This window comes from Bacillus sp. TH25 (assembly GCF_016650935.1).
In the GTDB taxonomy this organism is placed as follows: domain Bacteria; phylum Bacillota; class Bacilli; order Bacillales; family Bacillaceae_G; genus Bacillus_A; species Bacillus_A mycoides.
Genome location: NZ_JAEKEU010000037.1, coordinates 155,125 through 179,549, shown reverse-complemented (window position 1 = coordinate 179,549; position 24,425 = coordinate 155,125). Strand labels below are relative to the sequence as shown.

Annotated in this window: 24 protein-coding genes; 10 read left to right on the top strand and 14 right to left on the bottom strand. The window is 34.5% G+C overall.

Annotated elements, in window-relative coordinates; translation table 11 throughout:
- Positions 1-316: 316 nt before the first annotated feature.
- From JFT89_RS19875 to JFT89_RS19865, 3 genes are all read left to right on the top strand, one after another.
- A complete protein-coding gene (locus JFT89_RS19875; protein ID WP_201040488.1) occupies positions 317-664 on the top strand; it encodes a helix-turn-helix transcriptional regulator in 348 nt (115 codons plus the stop codon).
- A 184-nt stretch (positions 665-848) separates the two neighbouring features.
- Positions 849-1,712, top strand: coding sequence for a hypothetical protein (locus JFT89_RS19870; protein WP_201040487.1), 864 nt, complete (start codon positions 849-851; stop codon positions 1,710-1,712).
- 156 nt (positions 1,713-1,868) lie between these two features.
- A complete protein-coding gene (locus tag JFT89_RS19865; RefSeq protein ID WP_201040486.1) occupies positions 1,869-2,993 on the top strand; it encodes a site-specific integrase in 1,125 nt (374 codons plus the stop codon).
- A 60-nt stretch (positions 2,994-3,053) separates the two neighbouring features.
- On the opposite strand, the gene rlmD is transcribed toward JFT89_RS19865, so the two are convergent.
- From rlmD to JFT89_RS19840, 5 genes are all read right to left on the bottom strand, one after another.
- Positions 3,054-4,433: a 23S rRNA (uracil(1939)-C(5))-methyltransferase RlmD gene (rlmD, locus tag JFT89_RS19860; protein WP_201040485.1), complete on the bottom strand. Its 1,380-nt coding sequence runs from the start codon at positions 4,431-4,433 to the stop codon at positions 3,054-3,056.
- A 10-nt stretch (positions 4,434-4,443) separates the two neighbouring features.
- Positions 4,444-5,307: a DNA-3-methyladenine glycosylase family protein gene (locus JFT89_RS19855; protein WP_033706364.1), complete on the bottom strand. Its 864-nt coding sequence runs from the start codon at positions 5,305-5,307 to the stop codon at positions 4,444-4,446.
- A 59-nt stretch (positions 5,308-5,366) separates the two neighbouring features.
- Positions 5,367-6,149 (bottom strand): delta-lactam-biosynthetic de-N-acetylase, encoded by a 783-nt coding sequence (gene pdaA / locus JFT89_RS19850; RefSeq protein WP_016093405.1) that lies wholly within the window; start codon positions 6,147-6,149, stop codon positions 5,367-5,369.
- Positions 6,150-6,274: 125 nt separating this feature from the next.
- Positions 6,275-7,798, bottom strand: a complete 1,524-nt coding sequence (gene fumA / locus JFT89_RS19845) for a class I fumarate hydratase (protein WP_087944471.1) — start codon at positions 7,796-7,798, stop codon at positions 6,275-6,277.
- A 206-nt stretch (positions 7,799-8,004) separates the two neighbouring features.
- Positions 8,005-8,187: an SE1561 family protein gene (locus JFT89_RS19840; protein ID WP_002010264.1), complete on the bottom strand. Its 183-nt coding sequence runs from the start codon at positions 8,185-8,187 to the stop codon at positions 8,005-8,007.
- 213 nt (positions 8,188-8,400) lie between these two features.
- Between JFT89_RS19840 and yfkAB the strand changes: the two genes are divergently transcribed.
- Positions 8,401-9,528: a radical SAM/CxCxxxxC motif protein YfkAB gene (yfkAB, locus tag JFT89_RS19835; RefSeq protein ID WP_002125019.1), complete on the top strand. Its 1,128-nt coding sequence runs from the start codon at positions 8,401-8,403 to the stop codon at positions 9,526-9,528.
- Between the two features lie 37 nt (positions 9,529-9,565).
- Here yfkAB and JFT89_RS19830 read toward each other — a convergent pair whose 3' ends face one another.
- Positions 9,566-10,363, bottom strand: a complete 798-nt coding sequence (locus tag JFT89_RS19830; RefSeq protein ID WP_002169227.1) for a YfkD famly protein — start codon at positions 10,361-10,363, stop codon at positions 9,566-9,568.
- Positions 10,364-10,444: 81 nt separating this feature from the next.
- On the bottom strand, positions 10,445-11,500 hold the full coding sequence (cax, locus tag JFT89_RS19825) for a calcium/proton exchanger (RefSeq protein WP_002125016.1): 1,056 nt from the start codon (positions 11,498-11,500) through the stop codon (positions 10,445-10,447).
- A 179-nt stretch (positions 11,501-11,679) separates the two neighbouring features.
- On the opposite strand from cax, the gene JFT89_RS19820 reads away from it, so the two are divergent.
- From JFT89_RS19820 to JFT89_RS19810, 3 genes are all read left to right on the top strand, one after another.
- Positions 11,680-12,096, top strand: coding sequence for a pyridoxamine 5'-phosphate oxidase family protein (locus JFT89_RS19820; RefSeq protein ID WP_002010256.1), 417 nt, complete (start codon positions 11,680-11,682; stop codon positions 12,094-12,096).
- 155 nt (positions 12,097-12,251) lie between these two features.
- Positions 12,252-12,398 carry a BH0509 family protein gene (locus tag JFT89_RS19815; RefSeq protein WP_000817786.1) on the top strand — a complete coding sequence of 49 codons (147 nt, stop codon included), beginning with the start codon at positions 12,252-12,254 and terminating at the stop codon, positions 12,396-12,398.
- Positions 12,399-12,506: 108 nt separating this feature from the next.
- Positions 12,507-12,935 (top strand): EamA family transporter, encoded by a 429-nt coding sequence (locus JFT89_RS19810; RefSeq protein WP_002029573.1) that lies wholly within the window; start codon positions 12,507-12,509, stop codon positions 12,933-12,935.
- 11 nt (positions 12,936-12,946) lie between these two features.
- On the opposite strand, the gene JFT89_RS19805 is transcribed toward JFT89_RS19810, so the two are convergent.
- Positions 12,947-13,540 (bottom strand): DedA family protein, encoded by a 594-nt coding sequence (locus tag JFT89_RS19805; protein ID WP_002010251.1) that lies wholly within the window; start codon positions 13,538-13,540, stop codon positions 12,947-12,949.
- A 477-nt stretch (positions 13,541-14,017) separates the two neighbouring features.
- Between JFT89_RS19805 and JFT89_RS19800 the strand changes: the two genes are divergently transcribed.
- Positions 14,018-16,801, top strand: a complete 2,784-nt coding sequence (locus tag JFT89_RS19800) for a tetratricopeptide repeat protein (RefSeq protein ID WP_016097023.1) — start codon at positions 14,018-14,020, stop codon at positions 16,799-16,801.
- Between the two features lie 43 nt (positions 16,802-16,844).
- Here the strand turns inward: JFT89_RS19800 and lepB are convergent, their stop codons facing one another.
- The 3 genes from lepB to JFT89_RS19785 all read right to left on the bottom strand — a co-directional run bounded on the left by lepB (position 16,845) and on the right by JFT89_RS19785 (position 19,424).
- The gene (gene lepB, locus JFT89_RS19795) at positions 16,845-17,381 is read right to left on the bottom strand and encodes a signal peptidase I (RefSeq protein ID WP_002010249.1); all 537 of its coding nucleotides are present in this window, start codon (positions 17,379-17,381) and stop codon (positions 16,845-16,847) included.
- 287 nt (positions 17,382-17,668) lie between these two features.
- On the bottom strand, positions 17,669-18,349 hold the full coding sequence (locus tag JFT89_RS19790) for a lysoplasmalogenase (protein WP_002063659.1): 681 nt from the start codon (positions 18,347-18,349) through the stop codon (positions 17,669-17,671).
- A 124-nt stretch (positions 18,350-18,473) separates the two neighbouring features.
- Positions 18,474-19,424, bottom strand: coding sequence for a DMT family transporter (locus JFT89_RS19785; RefSeq protein ID WP_002139517.1), 951 nt, complete (start codon positions 19,422-19,424; stop codon positions 18,474-18,476).
- A gap of 426 nt (positions 19,425-19,850) precedes the next feature.
- Here JFT89_RS19785 and JFT89_RS19780 point away from each other — a divergent pair, with 426 nt between their 5' ends.
- On the top strand, positions 19,851-21,776 hold the full coding sequence (locus JFT89_RS19780) for a heavy metal translocating P-type ATPase (RefSeq protein ID WP_201040484.1): 1,926 nt from the start codon (positions 19,851-19,853) through the stop codon (positions 21,774-21,776).
- Positions 21,777-21,958: 182 nt separating this feature from the next.
- Here the strand turns inward: JFT89_RS19780 and JFT89_RS19775 are convergent, their stop codons facing one another.
- Genes JFT89_RS19775 through JFT89_RS19765 form a run of 3 tightly spaced genes read right to left on the bottom strand, consistent with a single transcriptional unit; the run spans position 21,959 to position 23,867 of the window.
- Positions 21,959-22,828 carry a YihY/virulence factor BrkB family protein gene (locus tag JFT89_RS19775; protein WP_002063656.1) on the bottom strand — a complete coding sequence of 290 codons (870 nt, stop codon included), beginning with the start codon at positions 22,826-22,828 and terminating at the stop codon, positions 21,959-21,961.
- Positions 22,829-22,833: 5 nt separating this feature from the next.
- Positions 22,834-23,349 (bottom strand): DUF4075 domain-containing protein, encoded by a 516-nt coding sequence (locus JFT89_RS19770; RefSeq protein ID WP_002063654.1) that lies wholly within the window; start codon positions 23,347-23,349, stop codon positions 22,834-22,836.
- Positions 23,350-23,402: 53 nt separating this feature from the next.
- Positions 23,403-23,867, bottom strand: coding sequence for a low molecular weight protein-tyrosine-phosphatase (locus JFT89_RS19765; protein ID WP_002139513.1), 465 nt, complete (start codon positions 23,865-23,867; stop codon positions 23,403-23,405).
- Positions 23,868-24,044: 177 nt separating this feature from the next.
- Between JFT89_RS19765 and JFT89_RS19760 the strand changes: the two genes are divergently transcribed.
- Positions 24,045-24,269, top strand: coding sequence for a DUF1128 domain-containing protein (locus JFT89_RS19760; protein WP_002010236.1), 225 nt, complete (start codon positions 24,045-24,047; stop codon positions 24,267-24,269).
- Positions 24,270-24,425: the final 156 nt, after the last annotated feature.

Genomic DNA, 24,425 nt, shown 5'->3' with positions numbered 1-24,425 from the left:
CTGTGAGTCTTTTTTTTCGTTCCTTTTATTTTGTATTAATAATAACACAAATTTCCCAAAATTCAGTCGCGGAGTTATCTGATTATTATTGAGAAAGTTGAGGAAACGCTGTGTATCAACGTTTCTCAGGTTTTTTAATAATAAATATGCAATTGTGCATTAAGACGTTTTAATAATCTATATGAATATTTTAACACTAAACAAACATTTGTTCTATACATATTTATCAAGATAGTAAAAATACCAATAAATATTTTAAAAGTCAGAGTATCGACCAATTATGGTATAGTGATAAGGCGATTATTATACTCAAACTATGAAAACTACAGTCGGACAAAACATTAAACGGTTACGAAAGTCTTTTGATTTAACGCAAGAACAATTATCTGAAAGAACAGGTTTATCACGCGGACAAATCAAAAATTGGGAAACCGATCGTCATGAACCTGACCTCGAAAGTTTAAAGGTCCTTGCGTCATATTTTAACACCTCCACAGACGCTCTTCTTAATTTTGAAAACAGAAAAGAAGATGCATTATTAGAATTACTCTTTAACGATATCCAAAGAGCTTATGAGGAGCTTGATGGGCATCAGCAAGGTCGTTTTGCAAAACAGGTTTCATTGTACGTAAAAATGCTGCAAAACAACAAAGAAATACTATGATTTGATTTCATCATAAAAGAAATCATTTCCAATTTCAAATTGTAAAATATTCATCTTTTTACAATTTGAGCAAGAGAGCTATTTGCTCTCTTTTTTTATTTGTTCATTCGACATAATATGACAATTTATTAATGCTATGTTTGCTATGCTAACTTCAGAAATCTTACATTTTTGGAGGATTAAAATGAAAATATCTAATAAAATGTTTATTTTAGTTAGTATAGGAATACTAACCATATTATTCGCTAGAGGAATATATAATAGCATTAAATTTGGAGACTACGAATACGGAATAGGATATGTTCTAGGGGAAGCTGTGGGAGGAACGTTATCCTGGTTCAGTATCATTGCACTGATAGCTGCATTAATTTTTCTAATTATGGGGTTCATTAATAAGAAGAAAAACAACGAAACAAAACCACTGTTCTTAAAATCTGCTATCTCTTTCGGAACAGCAATTACTTCATTCGTAATGTTATTTGTGATTATTTTTATTACAATGGGTATTGAAAATAATCACAAAGCCCTTGCTGAGGAAAAGAAAAAAGAAAATGAGTATTTAATGGCGGCTGCTAATTTCTATAACGACATTGACTCATTTGAAATGTATTCCACATTAGTCTTATTTGGTTATTCTGATACATGGTCTAATGCGATAAAAACTCAAAAAGATTTTAATACAGAACTAATTTCGAAAAAGACAGAATCTGATCCAATGATTAAACGCGCAGACATTCTTTATAATGAGATGGGTCAACAATTAAAATTAGTATCAGAAGCTGCAAAAAAGCATCCTGATTTATACAAAGATGTATATGAGGAATATAAAAATATCTATAGTGTTGTGACAGCACTTAATGAACAGGTTAATTCTCCAACTGGAAGTCTAATTTCATTCAATCAAAATGTTAACTCATTGCAACAAGAGTACAAAAAAGCTACGGGTAACATAGATATTTCAATCACAGATGAGATAAAAAATCAATCAGAAAAAATAAAAGAAGCTAATGATACAAAAATTAAAAATAATGAAGTAACAAAATACTGATTTTGTATCAATAAAAAAAGGTCCACATTATGTGGACCTAGAAGTATGGATACGTATATTTTATCATAAAGACACTCGCTTGAGTGTCTTTTCCTTTTTCTGATACTGGAATTATTTATGCTATTCGAATACTATTAGTTCAAGGAGGTATGGATAATGAAAGGATATTTTAGAAAACGCGGTGAAAAGTGGTCATTTACAATTGATATTGGAAGAGATCCTCTTACTGGCAAAAGAAAACAAAAAACAGCATCAGGCTTTAAAACAAAGAAAGAAGCCGAACGTGCATGCAATGAGCTTATCCATCAATTTAATACTGGAAGTCTAGTTGATGATAAGAACTTTACTCTTAGTGATTATTTACAAGAATGGTTAGAAAACACAGCGAAGCAAAGAGTAAGGGAAACTACATTCACCAATTATAAAAGAGCTGTAAATAGTCGGATTATACCTGTGCTTGGTTCACACAAATTAAAAGATTTAAAACCCTTGCATGGACAAAGATTTGTTAAGTCATTAATCGATGAAGGTTTGTCACCTGCTTATATTGAATATATTTTTATTGTTTTAAAAGGATCATTAGAAGATGCTGTTAGATGGGAGCTCCTATTTAAAAACCCATTTCAACACGTGGAAATACCTCGACCACGAAAAGTGGTCAATTCTACGTGGTCAATTGAGGAAACGAAAAGATTCTTAAATCGCACAAAATTTGAAAATGTCATCTATTATCATCTTTTCTTATTGGCATTAAATACAGGTATGAGACGTGGCGAAATACTTGGTCTGAAGTGGAAGAATTTCGATTTGAATGAAGGTAAAATAAGCGTTACGGAAACACTTATTTATGATGAGAATGGATTTAGATTTACAGAACCCAAAACACATGGATCAAAACGCTTAATTTCTATTGATCAAAACTTATGTAAAGAATTTAAGTCTTATAAAGCTAAACAAAATGAGTTCAAATTATTATTTGGGCAGTCATATGAGGATAATGATTTAGTTTTTGCTAAAGAAACTGGACAGCCGATATTACCACGAACTATGACAACTACTTTTAATCAATTTATAAAAAAAGCCGATGTACCTCAAATTAGGTTTCACGACTTACGACATACACATGCGACAATTTTATTAAAGCTAGGTATTAATCCAAAAATCGTAAGTGAGCGTTTAGGACATAGTTCAATTAAGACCACATTAGACACTTACAGTCATGTTACTATAGATATGCAAGAAAGTGCTGTTTTAAAGCTAAGTGAGGCATTAAAATCATAAAAAAATTGTTGATGTGGTCAGAATGTGGTCAAACCCATCAACAATCTCATTAAAATCCCTTTATTTCAACGTTAATTTAACTATGTTCTCAACATGAGCTGTATGCGGGAACATATCAACTGGTTGTACATACTCCACTTCATAGCTCTCCATTAATGTTTCCACATCACGTGCTAATGAGGAAGGGTTACAAGACACGTAAACAACTTGTTTCGGTTTCACTTTTAAAATCGTTTCAAGTAATTTATCATCACAACCTGTACGCGGTGGGTCGACAACAATGACATCTGGACGCCAGCCTTCTTTTACCCACTTTGGTAACCATTGTTCCGCTTTACCAGCTTCATACTTTGCATTTGTGAATCCGTGGCGTTTTGCATTTTTCTTTGCATCTTCAATCGCTTCTGGAATTACATCCATACCACGTACTTCCGCTGCATCATTCGCAAGCCAAAGTCCAATTGTACCGACACCGCAATACGCATCCACAATCTTCTCGTTTCCTGTTAAAGCAGCTGCTTTTTTCGCTTCATCGTATAAAACCACCGTTTGTTCTGGATTTAATTGGAAGAATGCGCGTGCTGATAATTCAAATGATAAATCACCTAGTGTTTCTTGAATTACTTCTTTTCCAGCTAATTTAAATGTTTTATCACCAAAAATAACAGATGTTTTACGCCAGTTTACATTTTGCATAATTGATTTAACACTTGGCATTTGTTTTTGTATTTCTGCGATAAATTGATCTTTATTTGGTAATTCTTCTTTTGTTGTAATAAGTGTAACTTGTACTTCCCCTGTTTGAACTGCAGTACGTGTTACAATTGTGCGTACTAAACCTTTTTGTTTCTTCTCATTGTAAATAGAAACATTTAATTTTTCTAATATACGTCTTACAACTTTTGTCGCTTCATTCGTTGCTTTATGTTGAATCATGCAATGAGAAATATCAATTAACTGATGTGAGTTTTGCTTATATAACCCTGTAATAACCTTTTCGTCTTTACGCCCCACTTGCAATTGACTTTTATTACGATAATGCCATGGATTTTCCATACCAAGCGTCGGGCGAATTTTCTCTTCTAGACTGTCATTCATATACTTCTCGAATGCTTGTACAACGATATCACGCTTTTGATTTAATTGTTCTTTATAATCTAAATGCTGCAATTGACAGCCACCACACTCCTCATATACTGAACATGGTGCTTTCACACGATGTGGTGATGATTTACGAACTTTTTTCACTTTCGCTTCAGCGAAGCCACGCTGAATTTTCGTTGCTTCAGCAACAACTTCTTCTCCTGGTAATGCCCCTGGAATGAAAACAACTTGTCTCTTAAAATAACCAACGCCTTCTCCGTTAATCCCAAGACGTTTAATTGTCACAGGAAACGTTTGACCAACTTCCAACTTACTCTCTTGTTGCTTTTGTATCATTATTACACCTCTACTCTATACTTTTCCATAAATATAACGCTGCATAACTGCAATATGGTTCACACTCTTGTTTCACTTTTTCTAAAAATGCATCATCAGGCTTATAATCTAATTGAAATACACCTTGCACTGCGCGCTGAATTCCAATGTCTGCTTTTGGAAACATATTTTTCCGACCAAGCCCAAACATTAAAAAGTTTTGCACTGTCCATGCCCCAATACCCCTTATTGGTAACAATTGTGCCGATACTTCTTCTTCTGTTTCGTTTTCTATCCTTGCTAAATCTAATTTACCGCCTACAATATGTTTTGCTAATCCTACTATATATTCGGCTTTTCGCTGACTAAACTTCTGCTCTCTCAATTCTTCTATTGAAATGTTCGCTACTCTTTCTGGTGTTGGGAAAAAGAAAACGCCGTTCTTCTCTGTCCCATATCGCTTTACAAATTGATCTGTTAGCACAGTAGCAAATTTCAAATTTATTTGTTGATGAATAATACAGCGAAGAAGACAAGCGAAATAATCGAATTCTAAAATAATTGGAGTATAAGCATATGTTTCAAATAGTGGACGTAATGATGTGTTTAAAAAATGATTTTGTATATTTTGAAACGGTTCATTCCAGTGAAAAATGGACCTCATTCGTTTCATTACTTTCTCTTGATCTCCTGCCTGACTAGAGATCCAAAACTGTGGATTTTGAACAGTACCAATCCCTTGCAAACGAACAACAATCTGTTCTTCGTCTATAAAAAGCGGGACATAAATTACTTTCTCGTCTAATTGAATGACGTTTAACGGGTCGAAAGATAAACGCTTTAGTACTTCCTCAAAATGGTACGGATATTCTAACGTAACATGTTCGCTCCACATACGTTTCCCCATCCTTTTTACACATCATTATAGCATGAGAAAACCGCAAGCATACATGCTTACGGTTGATTGCTTTTTACTAAATCATCTAGGCTTTTAAAATGATACCCTTTCTCGCGCAAATCATCAATGATTTTCGCAAGTGCTTCTGCATTATCTTTTGATATTGCATGAAGTAACAAAACAGATCCTGGATGAATCATAGTCATTACATTATTATGAGCGTATTGCCATCCTCTTTGCTGATCTACTTTCCAATCAAGAAATGCAAGCGACCAAAACACGTTATAATATCCCATTTCTTTCGTAAGAGCTAACGTTCTTTCGCTAAATACACCTCGCGGAGGGCGTACATATTTCACTTCTTTTTGCCCTGTTACTTTTTTAATCTCTTCCGTTACGCTCGTTAATTCTTCACGAAGTTTTGCATCATTTACTGTTGTAAAATCTGGATGACTCCAAGAATGATTACCAATAATATGTCCTTCATTTTTCATTCTTAATAATAAATCTTTTTGTGTTTTTATATAATGTCCCGTCACAAAGAAAGTTGCTGGTACTTTTTTCTCCTTTAATACATCTAAAATCTTTCCTGTATATCCATTTTCGTATCCATTATCAAATGTTAAATAAATATCTTTTTTCTTCGTATCTCCTAAATAAAACCCACCATTTTTTTGTAGTAATTCTGTATATAGTTTCCCTGCATCTGGCACCGTTTCATTTTTAGGACGTGGGATTCCCCAGTTATGTGGTGTATTCGTATAAGCAAATGTTGAAACTGGAACAAGTGCCATCATAATTGAAAAAATGAGACCTATATATAACCATTTATATTTCATAAATAGTCTCCTTTCCATATATAATCGTACCTGTAGTTTCTGTTTCCCTGCTTTCTTTCATGCTGAACATGTTTTTCTATATATACCAAAAAATGCACCTCGAATAATTCGAGATGCATTTCTCTTTACTTAAATACAGGTTCTTTAAAGCTCGCCAATTTTTCAAGTGATGTTTTATCAACATCAGCATGTAGACTTTTACCATGAGAATCCATCGTTACAACGGCTTTAAAACCATTGATACGTAAATGCCACATTGCCTCTGGGATACCGAATTGTAAGAAATCAACATCTTTCACTTCTTTAATACATTCAGCATAATATTGTGCTGCACCACCAATTGCATTTAAGTACACACCACCGTGTTCTTCTAAAGCAGCTAATGTTTTAGCACCCATACCACCTTTACCAATTACAGCACGAATACCGAACTTTTTCATAATATCGCCTTGATATGGCTCTTCACGAATACTTGTCGTTGGACCTGCCGCTTTAATTTGCCAATTATCATTTTCATCTTTCACTACAACTGGACCACAATGATAAATAATTTGTCCCTTTAAATCTACTGGACAATCGTTATCCATTAAATGTTTATGAATCGCATCACGTCCTGTATACATCATGCCGTTAATTGTAACAACATCACCAACACGAAGTTCACGAATTTGCTCTTCTGTAATTGGAGCTTGTAATACGATTTCACGCTGCTCTGTTTGTTCTTGCGCAGCGTCTTGTTGAAGTGTATCTTCACCTTCTTGGTATAACCAATCCATAATTTCACCTGTTTCAGGATGAATTGTTACGCCAAGACGACGATATGCCCAACAATTATACGCAACAGATACGTAGAAGCTCGCTGGCAAACGATTATATACTCCAATTTTGCAACCTAATAAAGTTGTTTCTCCCCCAAATCCCATCGTACCAATGCCAAGCTTATTCGCATTCTCTAATACATACTCTTCAAGCTTGTGTAATTCTGGAACTGGATTTACATCATCTAATGTACGGAATAATTGATTTTTTGCTAATTCGTAACCTGATGTGCGGTCTCCCCCGATACCGACGCCGATTACTCCTGCGCTACACCCTTGACCTTGCGCTTGATATACTGCATGAAGAAGGCATTTACGAATTCCTTCTAAATCACGCCCAGCTCGTCCAAGTCCTTCTATTTCACAAGGCAGGCTATATTGAATATTTTTATTCTCACAACCGCCGCCCTTTAAAATTAAACGTGCATCAATGTAATCTTTTTCCCATTGTTCAAACTTAATAACAGGTGTACCTGGTCCTAAATTGTTTCCGCTATTGTCTCCAAAAAGAGAATCAACAGAGTTTGGACGAAGTTTACCATCTTTTGTCGCCCGCTCAAGCGCACTATAGATAGCTTCCTTCAGTTTTAATTGATTCACACCAACTGGTGTATAAATTTTAAACGTTGGCATCCCTGTATCTTGGCAAATTGGCGAGATATTATCATCTGCCATTTTAATATTATTCGTAATTGTGCCAAGTGCCATCGCCGAACGAGTTCCTGCATTTTCTCGTTCTTTCGCTTGTTGAATTGCGCGACGAACATCTTTCGGTAAGTTCGTTGACGTTTCAACAATTAGTTGATACATGCTTTCTTGAAGCTTTTCCATTGTTACTTCCCCCTCAATTGTGAACGCTACCAAAACGTTATGAAATGAAAATTCCATTGTTATACTCTTCAGCTGTTTATTTATTTCACGCCATTAAAGGTTAAATGAAATTTTTCACAACTTGATTATACCTTTTTTTCTATATTCCTTCTATTATCCGTACAGAAAAAGGCTGCCAATTTTGTAGTGGCAGCCTTTTCAATATATTATTCGTCTTTTTTAAATTGCTCACATTTCAGTTCTAATTCATCTAACATTGCAAGAAGACGATCTACATCTTCTAATTCTACCTCTTCTGGTTCAATCGTATCAATTACTTCAATGAACATATTTAAACGTTCTTTCAAATATACTAGTTGTGAATCTTTACCTTGAATTGCTTTTCCCATGAAGGCACTCTCCTTTTAATTCGAGTTGCTTTTATTATACCGCAAAAATGATTGCTATGGGCATGTAATTTCATCAATTTTGTAACCGTAATTCATTATAATGTAAGCCCTCTCTCTTTTTTCACAAAAAAGTTTCACTTTATAAAAAGCACATATTCTTCTATTATAGAGAATGGACAAATTGTTATTTCAATAGTCAAAGGAGTATTTCATATGACGATATCACAAATAATGAAGCCGATTACTCCTTCTTACGATCCATGGGAAGCGTATATGGACCTTGAAGAGTACGGCAAACTACTATTAACAAACGTTGAGTTTACAACGACGACGTTATGCAATATGCGTTGCGAGCATTGCGCTGTTGGTTACACATTACAGCCGAAAGATCCAAATCCGCTTCCGATGGAGCTTTTATTAAAACGATTAGATGAGATTCCTCATTTACGTTCTTTAAGTATTACAGGCGGAGAACCTATGCTTTCAAAAAAATCCGTCGACAACTATGTAACACCACTCTTAAAATACGCCCATGAACGAGGCGTTCGCACTCAAATCAACTCAAACTTAACTATAGATTTAGCACGTTACGAACAAATTATTCCCTACTTAGATGTGTTGCACATTTCACATAACTGGGGAACAATCGATGACTTCGTTGAAGGCGGATTTGCAATGATGGAGCGTAAGCCTACTTATGAACAGCGCGCTAAATTATTTGAAAGAATGATTACAAATAGTAAAGCTCTATCAGAGGCAGGTGTACTCGTATCAGCCGAAACTATGTTAAACAAACGAACTCTACCACATATTGAACATATTCACCGTCAAATCGTTGAAGAAATGGGCTGTAAACGTCATGAAGTGCACCCGATGTATCCGAGTGACTTCGCTAGCACACTTGAAATTTTAACAAAGGAAGAAATTCGAAATGCAGTTGAACATTTATTAGAGATCCGTGATGAAAATGTGTGGATGTTATTCGGAACATTACCTTTCTATGCATGTAGTGATAATGAACACGATTTAGCTACACTAAAGAAATTACATGAAAGTAAAAATGTAACTGTCCGCAATGATCCAGATGGTCGTTCTCGTTTGAACGTAAATATTTTCGATGGAAATATTATCGTGACCGACTTCGGTGATGTCCCGCTTCTAGGTAATGTACAAACAAATACACTACAAGAAGCTTACGACAAATGGTGTGACTCAAAAACAGCAAAATCATTAAGTTGCCATTGTCCTGCCGTGAAATGCCTTGGACCGAATGTTCTTGTAAAAAATAGCTACTATCCAAAAGAAGATTTCTTATCAAAAACATCAAACATTATGTTATAAATAAAAAACGTCAGCTTATAAGCTGACGTTTTTTATTTCATTGTGCATGCGATGAAGAAACAAATTTGAAAAATAAATGATCATGAATTGGAATAGCGGCTCCGATTCCTTGAGATGTAATATTTTTCACGACAAGCCTTTTTTGATTCCCTTTTAACACAAGGTAGACTTCTCCAAATGTTACTTTTCCTTTTTCATTTACTGCTGGTGTATACGCATATAAATATCCAAGTTGACTTGGACTAATATTATAAACACGCTCATGTCCAGTACCATAACCAATAGTTGTTTTAAATGAAAGTGGCAATTGTACTTTTTCAAGCGCTTTTAGAAGCATCATTTTTTTCACATCTGCAGCATCTTTCATATCTGCTGTTAAATCACCTTCGATTGTCTTTTGGGTTTCTTGCTTATAGCGAAGTGGGTATAAGCGATCTCCTCCGCGATTATCATATATATTTCGATTCACTTGCTTATATTCCCAATTAATCGATGTATCTATTGACTCATAATTTAATGCCCATTGACCTAAATAAATTTTCGCCCGGTACCCTACCGCAAGCGGTGCATTCGAAATTGTTGTTTCATTAAACATTCGAATTAAATCAGGATTTTCAATTTTGATATTTGCTGTTTTCAATAGTTCTTGAGCAAACTTACTTGGCTGTAAACGCGGTAAATCTTGTGCGTCATTTGGAAATGTATTATCCTTTGAAATATTTAAAACAGATGAAGGCATTTTTACTTCTACCGTTGTCTTTGCAAAACTACTGTTAGGAAATAATAAAATAAACGAGACCATGGTTGAAAGACATATGCTGTACACTCGTTTCACCTGTCTGGCTCCTTCCTATGTAAAGGTATATAAATTACTGTATTTAGTGTTTTCCCTCTGAAGCATTGTTATCCCTATTTTTCATAATAAATAAAAACCAATTCCCATAATGACATACGCAGCTAATAAAGTGCCTCCTTCAAACCAGTTTGTATCCCCATCATTTGAAATGGCGATAGTTAAGAAAACAGCTGTAATCATAGAAACAAGTTCTGGTATTGTAAATACTAGAGGCATCTTTTGTGCAAAAAGCATCGAAAGAAGTACTAACACAGGAGCAACAAACATGGCGATTTGTAATGTAGAACCTACTGCAATTTCTACTGCGATATTTACTTTATTTTTATATGCCATAATAATCGCAGATGCATGTTCTGCTGCATTCCCAACAATTGCAACGATAATAACCCCTATAAATAACTCTGACCAGCCAAACGACTTTGCGACCGTTTCAAAAGTATGTACGAGTGCCTCTGACACATAAGCAACTGCAAGTGTTGCTATCGCTAAAATGAGTAGCGCTTTACCTTTGGACCACTCTGGCTCTTCCTCATGCGCTACTTCATCACTTTTATGTTGATATACACCACGGTGCGTAACTAACTTAAATAGCAATGCAGCAAGATACATAATGATCATGATAATAGAAACACCGATACTTAATTGATACGTCTTTCCAGCATCCATCTTCATTGAAAAAATCTCTGGAATAACAAAGGCTACGACAACAGCAAATATTAATAAAGCTGAATTATGTCTTGCATCATAAACATTGAAACTTTGTCTTTTATACTTAAGGCCACCTATAAAGAAGGATAACCCTCCTACCAGTAATAAGTTTCCAAGTACAGAACCAGTTAAGGAAGCTAAAACAACTTCTGTTAATCCTGCCTGGAGTGCAAAAATTGAAATGATAAGTTCCACGGCATTACCGAAAGTTGCATTTAATAAACCACCTATCCGAGGCCCAGAAACAATTGCTAAACTTTCTGTCGCCCTCCCCATAAAACCAGCTAATGCAATAATAGTAATGCAGTATACAGCAAACATAATAGTTTGTGGCCAATGAAGTGTTTTTCCGATTACAGAAAGTGGTACACCTATAAGCGCTACTATGAGAAATATTTTATTAAACATGCTTTTCATCCTTCCATCGTATGTATTTCTCCTCGATATTATTATTATTCATCTCCTAACTTGTCCGATTTCATCACAATTACGTTTAAAAAATCGGATTGAAGAAAACAGTATGAAAGATATTTAAATTATCTTGTTCAGACAGAAAAAATTATGAATTATGAAAAGAGGCTAAAAATATGCACTTAAAAGAAAAAATCGCAACTATTATTCAAGGTCAACGCACTGGTGTATTATCTACTGTACGTAACGATAAGCCACATAGCGCCTTTATGATGTTTTTCCACGAAGATTTTGTACTATATGTTGCAACAGATCGAAATTCAAAAAAGATAACAGATATTGAAAAAAATTCCAATGTACATGTACTACTTGGACGTGAAGGAAAGAAATTAGATGAGGATTACATTGAAGTTGAAGGTATAGCTTCCATCGAAGAAGATCAAACATTAAAAAACAAATTTTGGACTAATAGCTTAAAACGCTGGTTACTCGGTGCGGAAGACCCTAATTACGTACTAATAAAAATCAATCCCGATACAATTTATTACATCGATGGTGCTGGTACGACCGAGCCCGAGTTTTTACGACTATAAAATAAAAACAAGCCCCCTTAGGTGGGCTTGTTTTGTCGAAAAGTTCTTCTGAAAAAAACAATAAAATAGATGGAACTTTCTAAAGATTCTGTTATATAATAGCAGTAACTTAAATAAACTGTATTAAAACAGATCGAGGGGAGAAATTAAAATTGATGAAAAGAGAAGAACGAAAAAACATGATTGAGTTTATTGAAAAGAAAAAAGGGATTGAACGTGACGAATTATTATTTATGACTGATGATGAAGTAGAGCATATTTATAATGTAACGTACTTTTTATATGAAGAAATAGCAGAGTAGTATAATAAACCCCCACCTTATTAAATATATAGGGCGGGGGTTTATTTCGTTTTTTATACATGAGAATGATTTTCATGTATAATAATGTAAGATTGGAGGAGTTTCACTATGAGTTCATGGCTATTATTCGCACTATTATCAGCAATTGCTGCTGCCCTCGTATCTATTTTCGGAAAGATTGGCTTAGATGGAATCGATGCCAACGTCGCAACAACGGTTCGCTCTATTATTATGGCATTATTTATGGTAGGAGTTATTATTATACAAGGTAAATTTCAAAATATCGGCGATGTCCTCCTAAATAAAAAAGCACTGCTATTTATCACATTAAGTGGAATCGCTGGTGCTTCGTCATGGCTATTTTATTTTCTTGCGTTAAAAACAGGAAAAGTTTCACAAGTAGCACCTATCGATAAATTAAGTGTAGTATTTTCCATTATTCTCGCGATGATTATATTAGGTGAAAAGTTAAACTTTATGACCGGTATTGGTGTAGTCTTTATTACAGCTGGTGTACTATTTATTGCTTTCAGCTAAAAAAACCGCTATTAGCGGTTTTTCTTTTTCTTTATGTAAAACCATACAATGCATGTAACAACTGCTGAAATGATTAAAATCCATATTCCATAATGATGTAAACTATACTCAACAAATCGCCACTTCTCTCCTAACTTCCAGCCAAGTCCGATAAAAACACTTATCCAAATGAGCGCACCACCGTAAGCGTACAAGCAAAAACGCCAAAATGTTAAATTTGAAACTCCCGCAAAATATGCTGTTAAATGACGTACTCCCGGTATAAAGTAACCAATCATTAAAAGAAATGGACCGTATTTTTCAAATAAAATATGTGTTTTTTCAATATGATGTTCCTTAATTCTAACTTTCGGACCATATTTTTTTAAAACAGGGAGCCCAAGTTTTAAACCTAATATGTAACTTAATGTAATGCCAAGCATTGCACCTGCCATTCCACTTAAAAAAGCAGCTGTTCCGGACATAACTCCTTTTGAAATGTTATAGCCAATAAAAGTCAACAAAAACTCATCCGGTATAGGTAATCCAACAATCCCGCCAGCTAAAGCTATAATAATTCCAAAATAACCATAATGTGCGATTAACTCGCCAATATGTTGTTCCATTCGGAAGACACATCCTATGCACGATCGTTATTCCATATTGTGCCCATTCTATCTTTAAGACAAACATGGTATACATATTCACTATACATTGTTTTTATAATGAACTCTACTTCTATTCCATTCCTTAAACAGAGATTTAATCAGTTGTTTTTTTTATCCATCCTCACTGATTATTAGCCTGAACCAATCGGGATTTTACAGGCAGCAGGGCTGCCACTTAACTTCCTTGCATTCACTAAATTTCGGAGTAGGAGTCTTACTGCCTATAAATAGCGAGATAAAAAATAAAAATTCATAGGCTTATTTTTTTGTTACAATAAAGGAAAGTTAATTTTTGCAACGGTTTAACTCTCAAGAAAAATGATATATCTAGCAAAAACATAGTTTGGTCTATATAATGCAACTTCTACCTATTAGAGTAACATGCACCCTTTTACATACAACATCATTTTTCTAAATTATACAGGGGGAACGAACATGACCATTGAAAAACAATTTATCCAAAAGATTTACTATAAAACATTTTTAACAGAAGACTCTTCCATTCCGGTAGCGGAAGTACTCGGTGAATCATATATAAATGAATCAAAAAATGAATTCTCCAATATATCTAATATTCGCTTTGCACAAGGTGAAGTTTATTTTCAAACTAACGACTTTGAAGCCGCTATATTCAAATGGGAGAAAGTAAATAATGAACTTGCTCTCTGGGCTATGAAGAATATTGCAGATGCTTATTTCGAATTAGATTTCTTGCCAAAAGCAGAAGAAATTTATACATCTATCCAAACAGAAGATACAACTCTTACAATGGAAGTTTCCCTACAACTTCTTTCCCTTTATATAGAGCAAAATCGTTTAGGACTAGCATTTAAGACGATTAGCGAGGCTGTTGCATTTCAACCAGACTATCCAAATATTACTGCAATCGCTCGATCGTTCTATGAAAAACAAGAAGATTGGAATAATGCTATTGAACTCGCTGTTCAAGAAGGAATTCGAACAAAATCATTACACTGGTTCGATACTTTAATCAATTATGTGAACAGAGGCTTTACTAAAAAAATTAAACCTGAGTATTTCTATGAATCTTTAAAAGCCTTATACACAATTGATCAAGTGCAATTTAAAGGACTTGTTATTTCACTTTGGAACAGCTATGAAAATGAATCATTCCATCTACCTTGGATTCAAACAATAAATCACCTATTCTTACATATCGAAGTAGATGCTAATGATGATTGGAATGAAATTTCTACTCGCTATCAAGAGACGTACTTCGAATTGATTACTGGACAACATTTCATGCACGAATTACAAGGACTTGTACCAGATTTATTAACAAATTGGTTTAGTTTAACGAAAGCGGAAGATTCTTTACTTGTCTCCGCAGCAGTATTAGCATGGAATGAAGTTTCACCGACAACTCTAGAATCATTACTCGTAAAAAGCGCATTTGCCTTACTTTCAAATGCATCAGCTCATGCAAATGTTGATATGGCAGACGTATCAGCATTATTTGAAACGATTGCTGTATGGGCTGAGAAGAATGATGTAGATTTAGGTCATCAATTCACACTACTTGTTCGTGAGTTATACGATTTAACTGTTACACAACTTCTAGTAGCAGGAGCTAGCGATTATGATAAATCAGCCTTTATTAACTCTATACTAGGAGAAAATATATTAAATGAGGCTATAACAACTTCAATTACATTTAAAGATGATAGTCAAACTGAAATAACTGAGCTTACAGAACTAGATATACGAAATATACCAAACTTTGACGAACTTCATAACATACTAGCGGTACCTTCTCAGTCAAAACTAGAAAGAAAATGTATTGAAGTTAAATTACCAAGTAGATTTTTACGAAAAAATAAGTTTTCATTCCTTGTCACACCTACTGTGCATGGACAACTTGACAAAAACAGCTCTCACTTTGAATACTTACAGGCAGCAGATAGTCTCATTTATGTACTAAATTCAGCTTCACCATTACATGATGAAGAGCTCGATACATTATTATATATTCGTGAGCAAGTACCAAATTTACAAATTAAATTCGTCTTACAAACAATTGATACGAATACTAGTGAAAATATCACGAACAGCATTAAAAAGAAAATACTCGTACATTTCCCAGAAGCACACTTTTTCCCTTACTCTCCTTCACAAGAGAGTAGTGAACAGCTAGGTAATGTAACAGACTCTATTCTTTCTAACCTTACTCAGCGTAACGTGGAAAAAGAACGCATTGAAAAATTATTATGGTTTATCCAAAAAACAATTGCATACCTTGTAAATGAACGTGTGGAATTAGAAAATACGTTAGTGAAATCCGTTCGCTGGAATAAACATATTTTAGTAAAACTTGATGGTTTTATTAATAATCTTACTGCCATTCAAAAAGATAAAATTCGTTCTATTACAGAATCTTATCTCTTAACGAAAGAAGAGATTACGCAGGATATACATTCTCAAATTCCTGAATTGTTGCAGAGTTGCTCTGACCTCGTTCAAGAAGATAGTGATTTCAAACTGGTCCATGAAGAACTAAATGTAGCAATGAATGAAAGAATTCAAAAACATGTACAGCAAGTGCTTCTTCCTAAATTTACTGGGTCTATTCAAGAATGGATTGAAACTGCTCATAATGAATTCATTCAAGCTCAGGCTTATTTAGATGAAATGAGCGATACCTTTAATAAGCTCTATGAGGAAGAGCGTATTAAACTTCCTTGTGATTTCAAATTACTAGATGACTGGGATAGAGATGTTGCAAGAATGACGAATAGAATTACAGTAGCTAACATCAATATTTTATTACGCTTTACACCGACACAATTTTTCTTAAAGAGTGCAGGGAAATTATTCGGTAATATGCAAAAAAATCAATCTATGCTATCAAATAAATATAAACAATATATTGAAACAGAAGATTATACAGAAGTTGCTCAGATGATTTCAAAACAATTCTTCCTTCAATTTGAAGTATTTGAAGGTGCGCTAGAGCGGGATATCATGATGTTCTTTAAAGACCCTCTTAGCATATTGAAACAAACCGTAGAAGCGGCCCAACTTGAAATACAAGAAGATGAGCAAACATTAACAAAGCTAAGAACGAACCCAGAAACTTATCATGATCCTTTAACACTCTTTAAATTGCAATTGTTACAACGAAAATTCATGTTAAATATCGACCAAAATAATGAACATATTGCTTCACAAGAAACAATAAATAAAACACCAACTGTTTAAATAAGAAAAACCAAGCAACTAATTCGCTTGGTTTTTCTTATTTTTAATCTACAATTTTCACATGTTCAAATGGATAATATATCGCCATGAACTTTCCTAATACTTCTGTTCTATCAATGAGCCCTAAGCCGTTCCTACTATCCCTACTAACTAAACGATTATCTCCCATCACAAAAATTTTATTTTTAGGAATTGTAATCGGTCCAAAATCTTCAGTTAAATTGATAAGTAATTTTTCTGCCTGTTTTTTATTATTCTTTAAATACTCTTCATTTTTCACTTGATGATTAACATATAATTGATCATTCTTCATCTCAATTACATCTCCTGGTAATCCAATAACTCTCTTCACGTAGAAATTATCTGTCTTCACGACAATAATATCCTCTCTCTCATAACTTTCAAATCTCTTTGCAAGTTTATTAATAATTACTTTATCTCCATCTTGTAACGTCGGCCTCATCGACGCTCCTTTTACAGTCGTAGGAAAAAACAAAAAGATTTTCGCCAAAAACACCAATAAACATGCAATTGCAATTATTTCAAAGAATTCACGCAAACGTTTTTTCTTTTGCATCATTCCACCATCTCATCATCTTTTTATTTTTATTATAAGTACTCCGACTAGTTAATTTCCACAAAATTCTGAATTATAACATTAGAATATTACAAATATAAAAATAATAATCTCTATAAATTTATTATTTTTATATACTATATTTCCCATCTGTCAAGCAGGATTCCCCTTATGAAATCCATACTTAGAAAGTATAAAATACTGCACAAATTAAACAAACAAATATAATAGCATAGCAATAAAAAAGATACTCTCAAAATAGTTTATCAACTATTTTTGAGAGTATCTTTTTATAATCCTACATATACAATACACATCTGCGCTGCGACATATGTAAACCAAATCCAAAGCGGTTCATACTTCAGTTTGCGCCCTCCGATATCTGTCACGCCGATAATAAAATCAGAAATCACAAACAGTAAACCACCAAGTGCTGGTATCCACCATATTCCTATATTCTCGTAATATAAGGCGAATGCAAAACATGCCATTCCTCCAACCCACAAACCGTAAATTAGAGCGCCTATTGTAAAAAGTTTGTCTTGTTTTTCATTTCGAATAAAGAAAAACCACCCTATAATTAGAAAGAGTCCGTATACGAGTAAACCGATCCAAAAACCATTCCATGAAATACCTGTTTGTAAAAATGCTTTCACATAGAAACAATGTGCAAGAGCGAAAGTAACCATTCCTCCAATTAATCGATGACCAATTGGAATTAATCCTGCCATAAATAAATCCCCTACAGTTGATAAAGTCATACCGAGTGCAACCCACGTACTGTACTCAGCCGATGGATCTTGTAACCATATCCAAATTGCACTTCCTGTTAAAGAAAAACTAAGAATAAGACGAACGGCTAAAGGTAACGGCATATTATTTCTCGTTCTCTTCGTCTGTCCTATTGCATAAATTGCTCCCATTAAAAAAAGAATAATTTGCCCGACTAACACAATGTAAAGTACATTCATAATATGTTCTCCTCAATAAATGCTTTATTCTATCTTTTTTTCGTTACATATATCACGTTCTCCTTTTTCTATGTAAAAAAAGAAGAACAATACTGTTCTTCCATTTTAATCGTTTTTCTGTTCTCTATGCTACTTGTTTTTCTTGCTCAACTTTCTTTTTAACCGGTTTACGATTTACTACAATAATTCCCGCTGCGACACATGCTAAACCAAATAGTACAAAGGAATGGATTGCTTCCCCTAAAATTAGACTTGATAGTAGCACACCAAACACTGGTATAAAGAACATATACATCGAGACTTTCCCTACTTTGTTATACTTCATAATTGTATTCCATATACAGAATCCCGCTGCTGATAAGAACGATAAATATATGAGCATAAGTATTGCATGTAGATTAAATGTGAATGGCATCATTCCAACTTGAAATGCACCTATACATAGCAATCCAATTGATCCGAAAATCATCTGATATGCTGTCATATACCCAATATCTAATGTTTTACTACCTTCTTTTGCTAGTATATTTCCATACGAATACATCATTGCTGCCCCAAGAAGTAATAAGCTACCTATTCCAAAATGAAATGATAAACTTCCATCACTCGGTACATTCACTAAAATCACACCGCAAAAACCGATAGCTACTCCAATTACTTTTCGCCTATTTAGAGCATCATCTTTATATAAAAAGTGTGCGAGTAAAATTTGAAAGAATGATGATGTTCCTGAAATAATCGCTCCTTCAATTCCTGAGCTGTAACTCATTCCAATATAAAAACATATATATTGAAGAAAAGTTTGAAACAAGCCAATTTGAACTAACTGCTTTCCTGTTCCTTTTTTGAACTTCATATCTTTTCCTAACGCTTTAAAAAATAATAAGAGCATTACACCAGATAAGAAAAAGCGATAGCCAGCAAATAATATTTGTTCCCCGACTTCTTGTGGCTGAATTCCAAGTTCAGCATAGCTTAATTTAATAAAGGGAAATGCGCTTCCCCATAAAAATGTTGCTACTATTGCAGCAATAAACACGCCAATCGGATGGGTAAAAAATTTCTCTGTCTTCAACTTGATGTCTTCCTTTCCGACCTTTTTATGAACAATATTCATATATACCAAAGGAAATGCGAAAACACAAGTTTTCAGTTTATCCCGCTATTCGCCGGGCAGTAAAACTCCCACCTCCAAATTCGGCTGGGGCAAAGAAGTTAGCTGGGAGCCCTGCTGCCCGTAAAAGCCCGATTGGCGAGGGCTAATAATCAGCGGGAGATGAACAAAACCCCCACTAATTAAAGTTTCACTTTATACTAAAACAAAAACATATCATCTAAGAAAAACATATGCTATACTATAGAATAATTACAACATAATAACTATTAAAACCAGATTCAACAGAAATGCTGCTATCCATTATGGATGGCAGCTTTCGTCGTTTTATAGGGGTTTCGATTTTGATTCTTTTTCTCAATAAGAATTCGGAAGGAGCGAGTATTAATGAACGCAGAAGTAAAAGCATTACAAGCACAAAAAGATATTTCTCATCCCTCTTTATGGGATACATTAAAGAAACATTATGAACTTATATTTGCAATCGCATCTGGTATTTTTATTTTAGCTGGTTGGTTATTCACAAAAAATGATGCAATAAGTGCAGGTATTACTTTATATATCCTTGCTTATGTAATTGGAGGATTTGCAAAAGCGAAAGAAGGTATTGAAGACACAATTGAAGAGAAAGAGCTAAATGTTGAAATGCTCATGATTTTTGCAGCTATCGGTGCCGCAGTTATTGGTTACTGGGCAGAGGGTGCTATTTTAATCTTCATCTTTGCATTAAGCGGAGCAATGGAATCTTATACATTAAGTACAAGCCAAAAAGAAATTTCAGCGCTTCTTGATCTACAACCTGAAGAAGCATTACGTATTTCAAACGAAATTGAGGAACGTGTTCCAGTTGAACAATTACAAATTAACGATATTATTTTAATTAAGCCAGGTGAGCGTGTTCCTGCTGATGGCACAATTCATACTGGTGAAACAAATATTGATGAAGCTGCTATTACAGGAGAACCCATTCCGAATGAGAAAAAATTCGGCGATGAAGTATTTGCCGGCACTGTAAATTTACGTGGTGCTATTGAAGTTAAAATTACGAAGCCGAGCGATCAAACATTATTCCAAAAGATTATTCGTCTCGTTCAAAGTGCACAAAGCGAAAAATCTCCATCACAACTATTCATCGAAAAATTTGAAGGAACATACGTAAAAGGTGTACTACTTGTTGTTGCGCTTATGATGTTTGTTCCTCATTTCTTACTTGATTGGAGTTGGAATGAAACGTTTTATCGCGCGATGATCTTACTTGTAGTCGCTTCTCCTTGTGCGCTAGTTGCAGCCATTACACCGGCAACTTTATCAGCAATTTCAAACGGAGCGAGAAACGGTATTCTCTTTAAAGGTGGTATTCATTTAGAACGTCTAGCTTCAGTAAAGGCGATTGCCTTTGATAAAACAGGAACATTAACACAAGGAAAACCTACTGTAACAGATGTATATGTTCGAGAAGACATAGCAGAAAGTGAAGTACTTTCTATTACAGCAGCAATTGAAAGTCACTCTACACATCCTTTAGCAGAAGCGATTGTTAAATATGCAAAACATGCTTACGACATTACGATAAAAAAACCAGAAAACGTTGAAGATGTAACTGGTTTTGGATTAAAAGGAATATTAGAAAACAAATCTTATAAAATTGGTAAAGCTGATTTTATTGGAGAAGAAACAAAGACATTTCATAATGGCATTTCTGCTTCACTTGAAAAAGAGGGGAAAACTGTCGTTTATATTAGTGATGAGGATGGTATTCTTGGACTGATCGCTTTAAAAGATACCCTTCGCCAAGAAACGATAGCGGCTATTCGTGATTTGCAAAGCATTGGTGTCGAAGCAATCATGATTACTGGTGATAATGAAGAAACAGCAAAAGCAATTGCCAATGAAAGTAATATAAAAGAATATTACGCATCATGTTTACCGGAAACAAAAGTTGAAACGATAAAGCAGTTAAAAGAAAAGTACGGCATAGTCGCCATGGTTGGAGATGGTATAAACGATGCACCTGCACTCGCTACTTCTAGTATTGGTGTTGCAATGGGTGAAGGAACAGACGTAGCATTAGAGACTGCAGACGTTGTTCTTATGAAAAACGAATTATCTCGTCTCTCTCAAGCAATCCGTTTATCAAAACGAATGAACCGTATTGTGAAGCAAAACGTTATCTTCTCTTTAGCTGTCATTGCAATGCTGATTTGTTCTAATTTCTTGCAGTTTTTAGCTCTTCCATTCGGTGTTATTGGACATGAAGGAAGTACCATTCTTGTAATCTTGAATGGCTTACGATTATTAAAAGGAAATAAGTAACGGGTCCTTGATAAAGGACCCGTTTTTTTTAATGGTAGCTATTGTGACCGTTCGCACTACTGCTCGTTTTATGCTTTGGATGCGAACTGCTCTTTTGTTTATTATTACTTTTATTATTGTGGTTCTTTTTATTATTACTCATGAAATATCCCCCCTGTTCCCTTTTATTATGGAACAAGAGCTCATTTTTCATTACGGGAATTATTGTCACCCGTTCTATAATGATGGAGTAAACCATTAATTTCACCGCCAAGTAAAATTACCCACGCAGTTAAGTAAAACCATAACATTAAAATAATGATACCACCGAGACCACCATATGTATTAGCATAATTTGCAAATTTATCTACATAATAGGCAAATGAGTACGATACCACAATCCATCCTACAGTAGCAAATATTGCTCCCGATATGACTTCTCTTCGCTTTAATTTCCGATCGGGCGCAAATGTATATAAAAAGCTAAACAAAGCGATTAAGACAAAGAAACTTGCTACTAAACGCGTAATACTCCAAACATAAGAAAAACTATCCGATAAACCAATTGCTTTAAACACGGCTGCCCCAATCACTTGTCCAAATACTGGGACGATTAGTGCAAACACAATCATAAAAATTATCGCTAACGTGAACACGATAGATAAAGCTCTTGTTTTAATAAAGGAACGGGTTTCTGTTACATCATAAGCGCGGTTAAAAGCGTTCATAACCGCATTCACCCCGTTTGAAGCAAACCATAACATCGATAGTAAACCGAATGATAATAAACCACCATTTTGTTCGTTTACAACTTTATCTACGTTTACTTCAATTAAGTTCATCGCATCTTCTGGTACGTACGGTTCTAATAAATTGAGCACACTTTCTGTTTGAAGGTCAATAAAGCCAAGAAGCGTAATTAAGAAAACAAGCCCAGGGAAAATCGCAAGCAAGAAGAAATAAGCGAGCTGTGCTGCTAAGCCCGCTACATCATCGCGCATCGTCCGGTCATATAAATCTTTCCCAAACGAAAAAGTGCGATTTCTTTTTGCTTTTTCTAGAAATTTCCTCATATTTTTTAGACGCTTTTCTTCTCTTCTTTATTTTGCTTTAGCTCAATGTATGCTTCAGTTTTTTTTTCCTCTGCATTTGAGTCTTTCATAAATAATTCACGCGCTTCTTTCATACCACCATCTTCAGCTACCACTGGCTCTTCTTCTGCTTTAAGCTCATCTACCTTTGGAGATACAGCTTGAATTTCAATCGTTTCCGGCTTTTCTACTGGCACGATTTTTTTCTTACTAAAAATTTCTTTCGTTTCTTTTAACGTTTCTACAACAGACGGCGTCAATTTTTTGATTTCTGCTACTTTCGCTTTTACTACATTGAAATCAGCAAGTTCGCGTCCTTTATCTGTAACAGTTTGCACTTTTTCTTTTATCTTCGAATTTTCACCAATTTCAATCATCTTTGTTTTTGCTTTTTCTGCCGTGTTTTTTACTTTTTCACGGTTTTCTTTCTTTAACATAGATACAGCTACACCTGCAGCTACACCAATCGCAATGTTTCGAGCAATATTATTTTTCTTTGCCATATTCCTTCACCCTTTCATTTCTTATATTAGAAAGTATTACTTTCTAAGCTTCCTCATATTCCTTGTTCATTTCGAATGAAAGCTACTAGCTTTGCACACCCTTCTGTTACAAGGTCATACACTTCTTGGAAGTTCCCTGTAAAGTAAGGGTCAGGAACGTCTGTCCAGCCACCGTCTGGAACAAAATCGGACAGTCTACCAATATAGCCTCCAGTTTTACCAAAACTTTTTAAATCCGCTATATTCTTGTTGTCCATGGCAATAATATAATCAAACTTTGTTAAGTCTTCTTTTTCTACTTGCCGTGCTTTAATTCCTTCAAAAGAGACTTCATTTTCTTTTAAAATTTTTTTTGTTCCTTTATGTGGTGGATGACCAATATGCCAATCTCCAGTTCCTGCAGAATCAATGACGATTTTCTCTTCGAGTCCCTCTTTTACGACAAAATCTCGAAAAATTGCTTCTGCCATTGGAGAACGACAAATATTCCCAAGACAAACAAACAATACTCGGACCATATTTTTGTTTCTTCCCTTCTTGGTGCATTCCTTACTATATACTTATATAGTATAAGCAACCAATTATTAATTATAAAGGAAATCCCTACTAATTTAATAGGATTGAAAAGTTTCATTAACGAAAATGATAAAAAAATGTTAAGATAACCTTATGTTATTTTAAAGGGGGACACTTCGGTGGATTTATCCGTAAAATCAGAAGCAAACGTTGAATATATGGTAGAAGCTATTAAAGAAAAATTACGCATGGTTAATGCTGGAGCAATGAGAGCTGCTAGTTTTAACGAAGAAATGTACGAGGACTTACGTGACATTTATGAGCACGTTATGAAACGTGAAACATTCAGTATTAGTGAAATGCAAGCTATTACTGAGGAATTAGGTACATTAATTAAAAAATGACAAAGAGCCTCACGTATTCGAGGCTCTTTTAATTTCAACAAATTCATGACAACTCTTCTCTTTTCCTCCTCACATTCTAAATTACTGTACAATGAAAGTAGAACCTCACCTTAGATTTTTTCTCCATACATACTACTCTAAAAAAATTGCCACACT

Excerpts from the sequence above, each read along its gene's own strand:
- JFT89_RS19875 (WP_201040488.1), top strand. The coding sequence starts at position 317 with ATGAAAACTACAGTCGGACAAAACATTAAACGGTTACGAAAGTCTTTT.
- JFT89_RS19800 (WP_016097023.1), top strand. The coding sequence starts at position 14,018 with ATGACCATTGAAAAACAATTTATCCAAAAGATTTACTATAAAACATTT.
- JFT89_RS19775 (WP_002063656.1), bottom strand. The coding sequence starts at position 22,828 with ATGAGGAAATTTCTAGAAAAAGCAAAAAGAAATCGCACTTTTTCGTTT.
- JFT89_RS19805 (WP_002010251.1), bottom strand. The coding sequence starts at position 13,540 with ATGGAACAACATATTGGCGAGTTAATCGCACATTATGGTTATTTTGGA.
- JFT89_RS19865 (WP_201040486.1), top strand. The coding sequence starts at position 1,869 with ATGAAAGGATATTTTAGAAAACGCGGTGAAAAGTGGTCATTTACAATT.
- JFT89_RS19870 (WP_201040487.1), top strand. The coding sequence starts at position 849 with ATGAAAATATCTAATAAAATGTTTATTTTAGTTAGTATAGGAATACTA.
- JFT89_RS19765 (WP_002139513.1), bottom strand. The coding sequence starts at position 23,867 with ATGGTCCGAGTATTGTTTGTTTGTCTTGGGAATATTTGTCGTTCTCCA.
- JFT89_RS19780 (WP_201040484.1), top strand. The coding sequence starts at position 19,851 with ATGAACGCAGAAGTAAAAGCATTACAAGCACAAAAAGATATTTCTCAT.
- rlmD (WP_201040485.1), bottom strand. The coding sequence starts at position 4,433 with ATGATACAAAAGCAACAAGAGAGTAAGTTGGAAGTTGGTCAAACGTTT.
- fumA (WP_087944471.1), bottom strand. The coding sequence starts at position 7,798 with ATGGAAAAGCTTCAAGAAAGCATGTATCAACTAATTGTTGAAACGTCA.
- pdaA (WP_016093405.1), bottom strand. The coding sequence starts at position 6,149 with ATGAAATATAAATGGTTATATATAGGTCTCATTTTTTCAATTATGATG.
- JFT89_RS19790 (WP_002063659.1), bottom strand. The coding sequence starts at position 18,349 with ATGAATGTACTTTACATTGTGTTAGTCGGGCAAATTATTCTTTTTTTA.
- JFT89_RS19840 (WP_002010264.1), bottom strand. The coding sequence starts at position 8,187 with ATGGGAAAAGCAATTCAAGGTAAAGATTCACAACTAGTATATTTGAAA.
- JFT89_RS19820 (WP_002010256.1), top strand. The coding sequence starts at position 11,680 with ATGCACTTAAAAGAAAAAATCGCAACTATTATTCAAGGTCAACGCACT.
- yfkAB (WP_002125019.1), top strand. The coding sequence starts at position 8,401 with ATGACGATATCACAAATAATGAAGCCGATTACTCCTTCTTACGATCCA.
- JFT89_RS19810 (WP_002029573.1), top strand. The coding sequence starts at position 12,507 with ATGAGTTCATGGCTATTATTCGCACTATTATCAGCAATTGCTGCTGCC.
- cax (WP_002125016.1), bottom strand. The coding sequence starts at position 11,500 with ATGTTTAATAAAATATTTCTCATAGTAGCGCTTATAGGTGTACCACTT.
- lepB (WP_002010249.1), bottom strand. The coding sequence starts at position 17,381 with ATGATGCAAAAGAAAAAACGTTTGCGTGAATTCTTTGAAATAATTGCA.
- JFT89_RS19855 (WP_033706364.1), bottom strand. The coding sequence starts at position 5,307 with ATGTGGAGCGAACATGTTACGTTAGAATATCCGTACCATTTTGAGGAA.
- JFT89_RS19815 (WP_000817786.1), top strand. The coding sequence starts at position 12,252 with ATGAAAAGAGAAGAACGAAAAAACATGATTGAGTTTATTGAAAAGAAA.
- JFT89_RS19770 (WP_002063654.1), bottom strand. The coding sequence starts at position 23,349 with ATGGCAAAGAAAAATAATATTGCTCGAAACATTGCGATTGGTGTAGCT.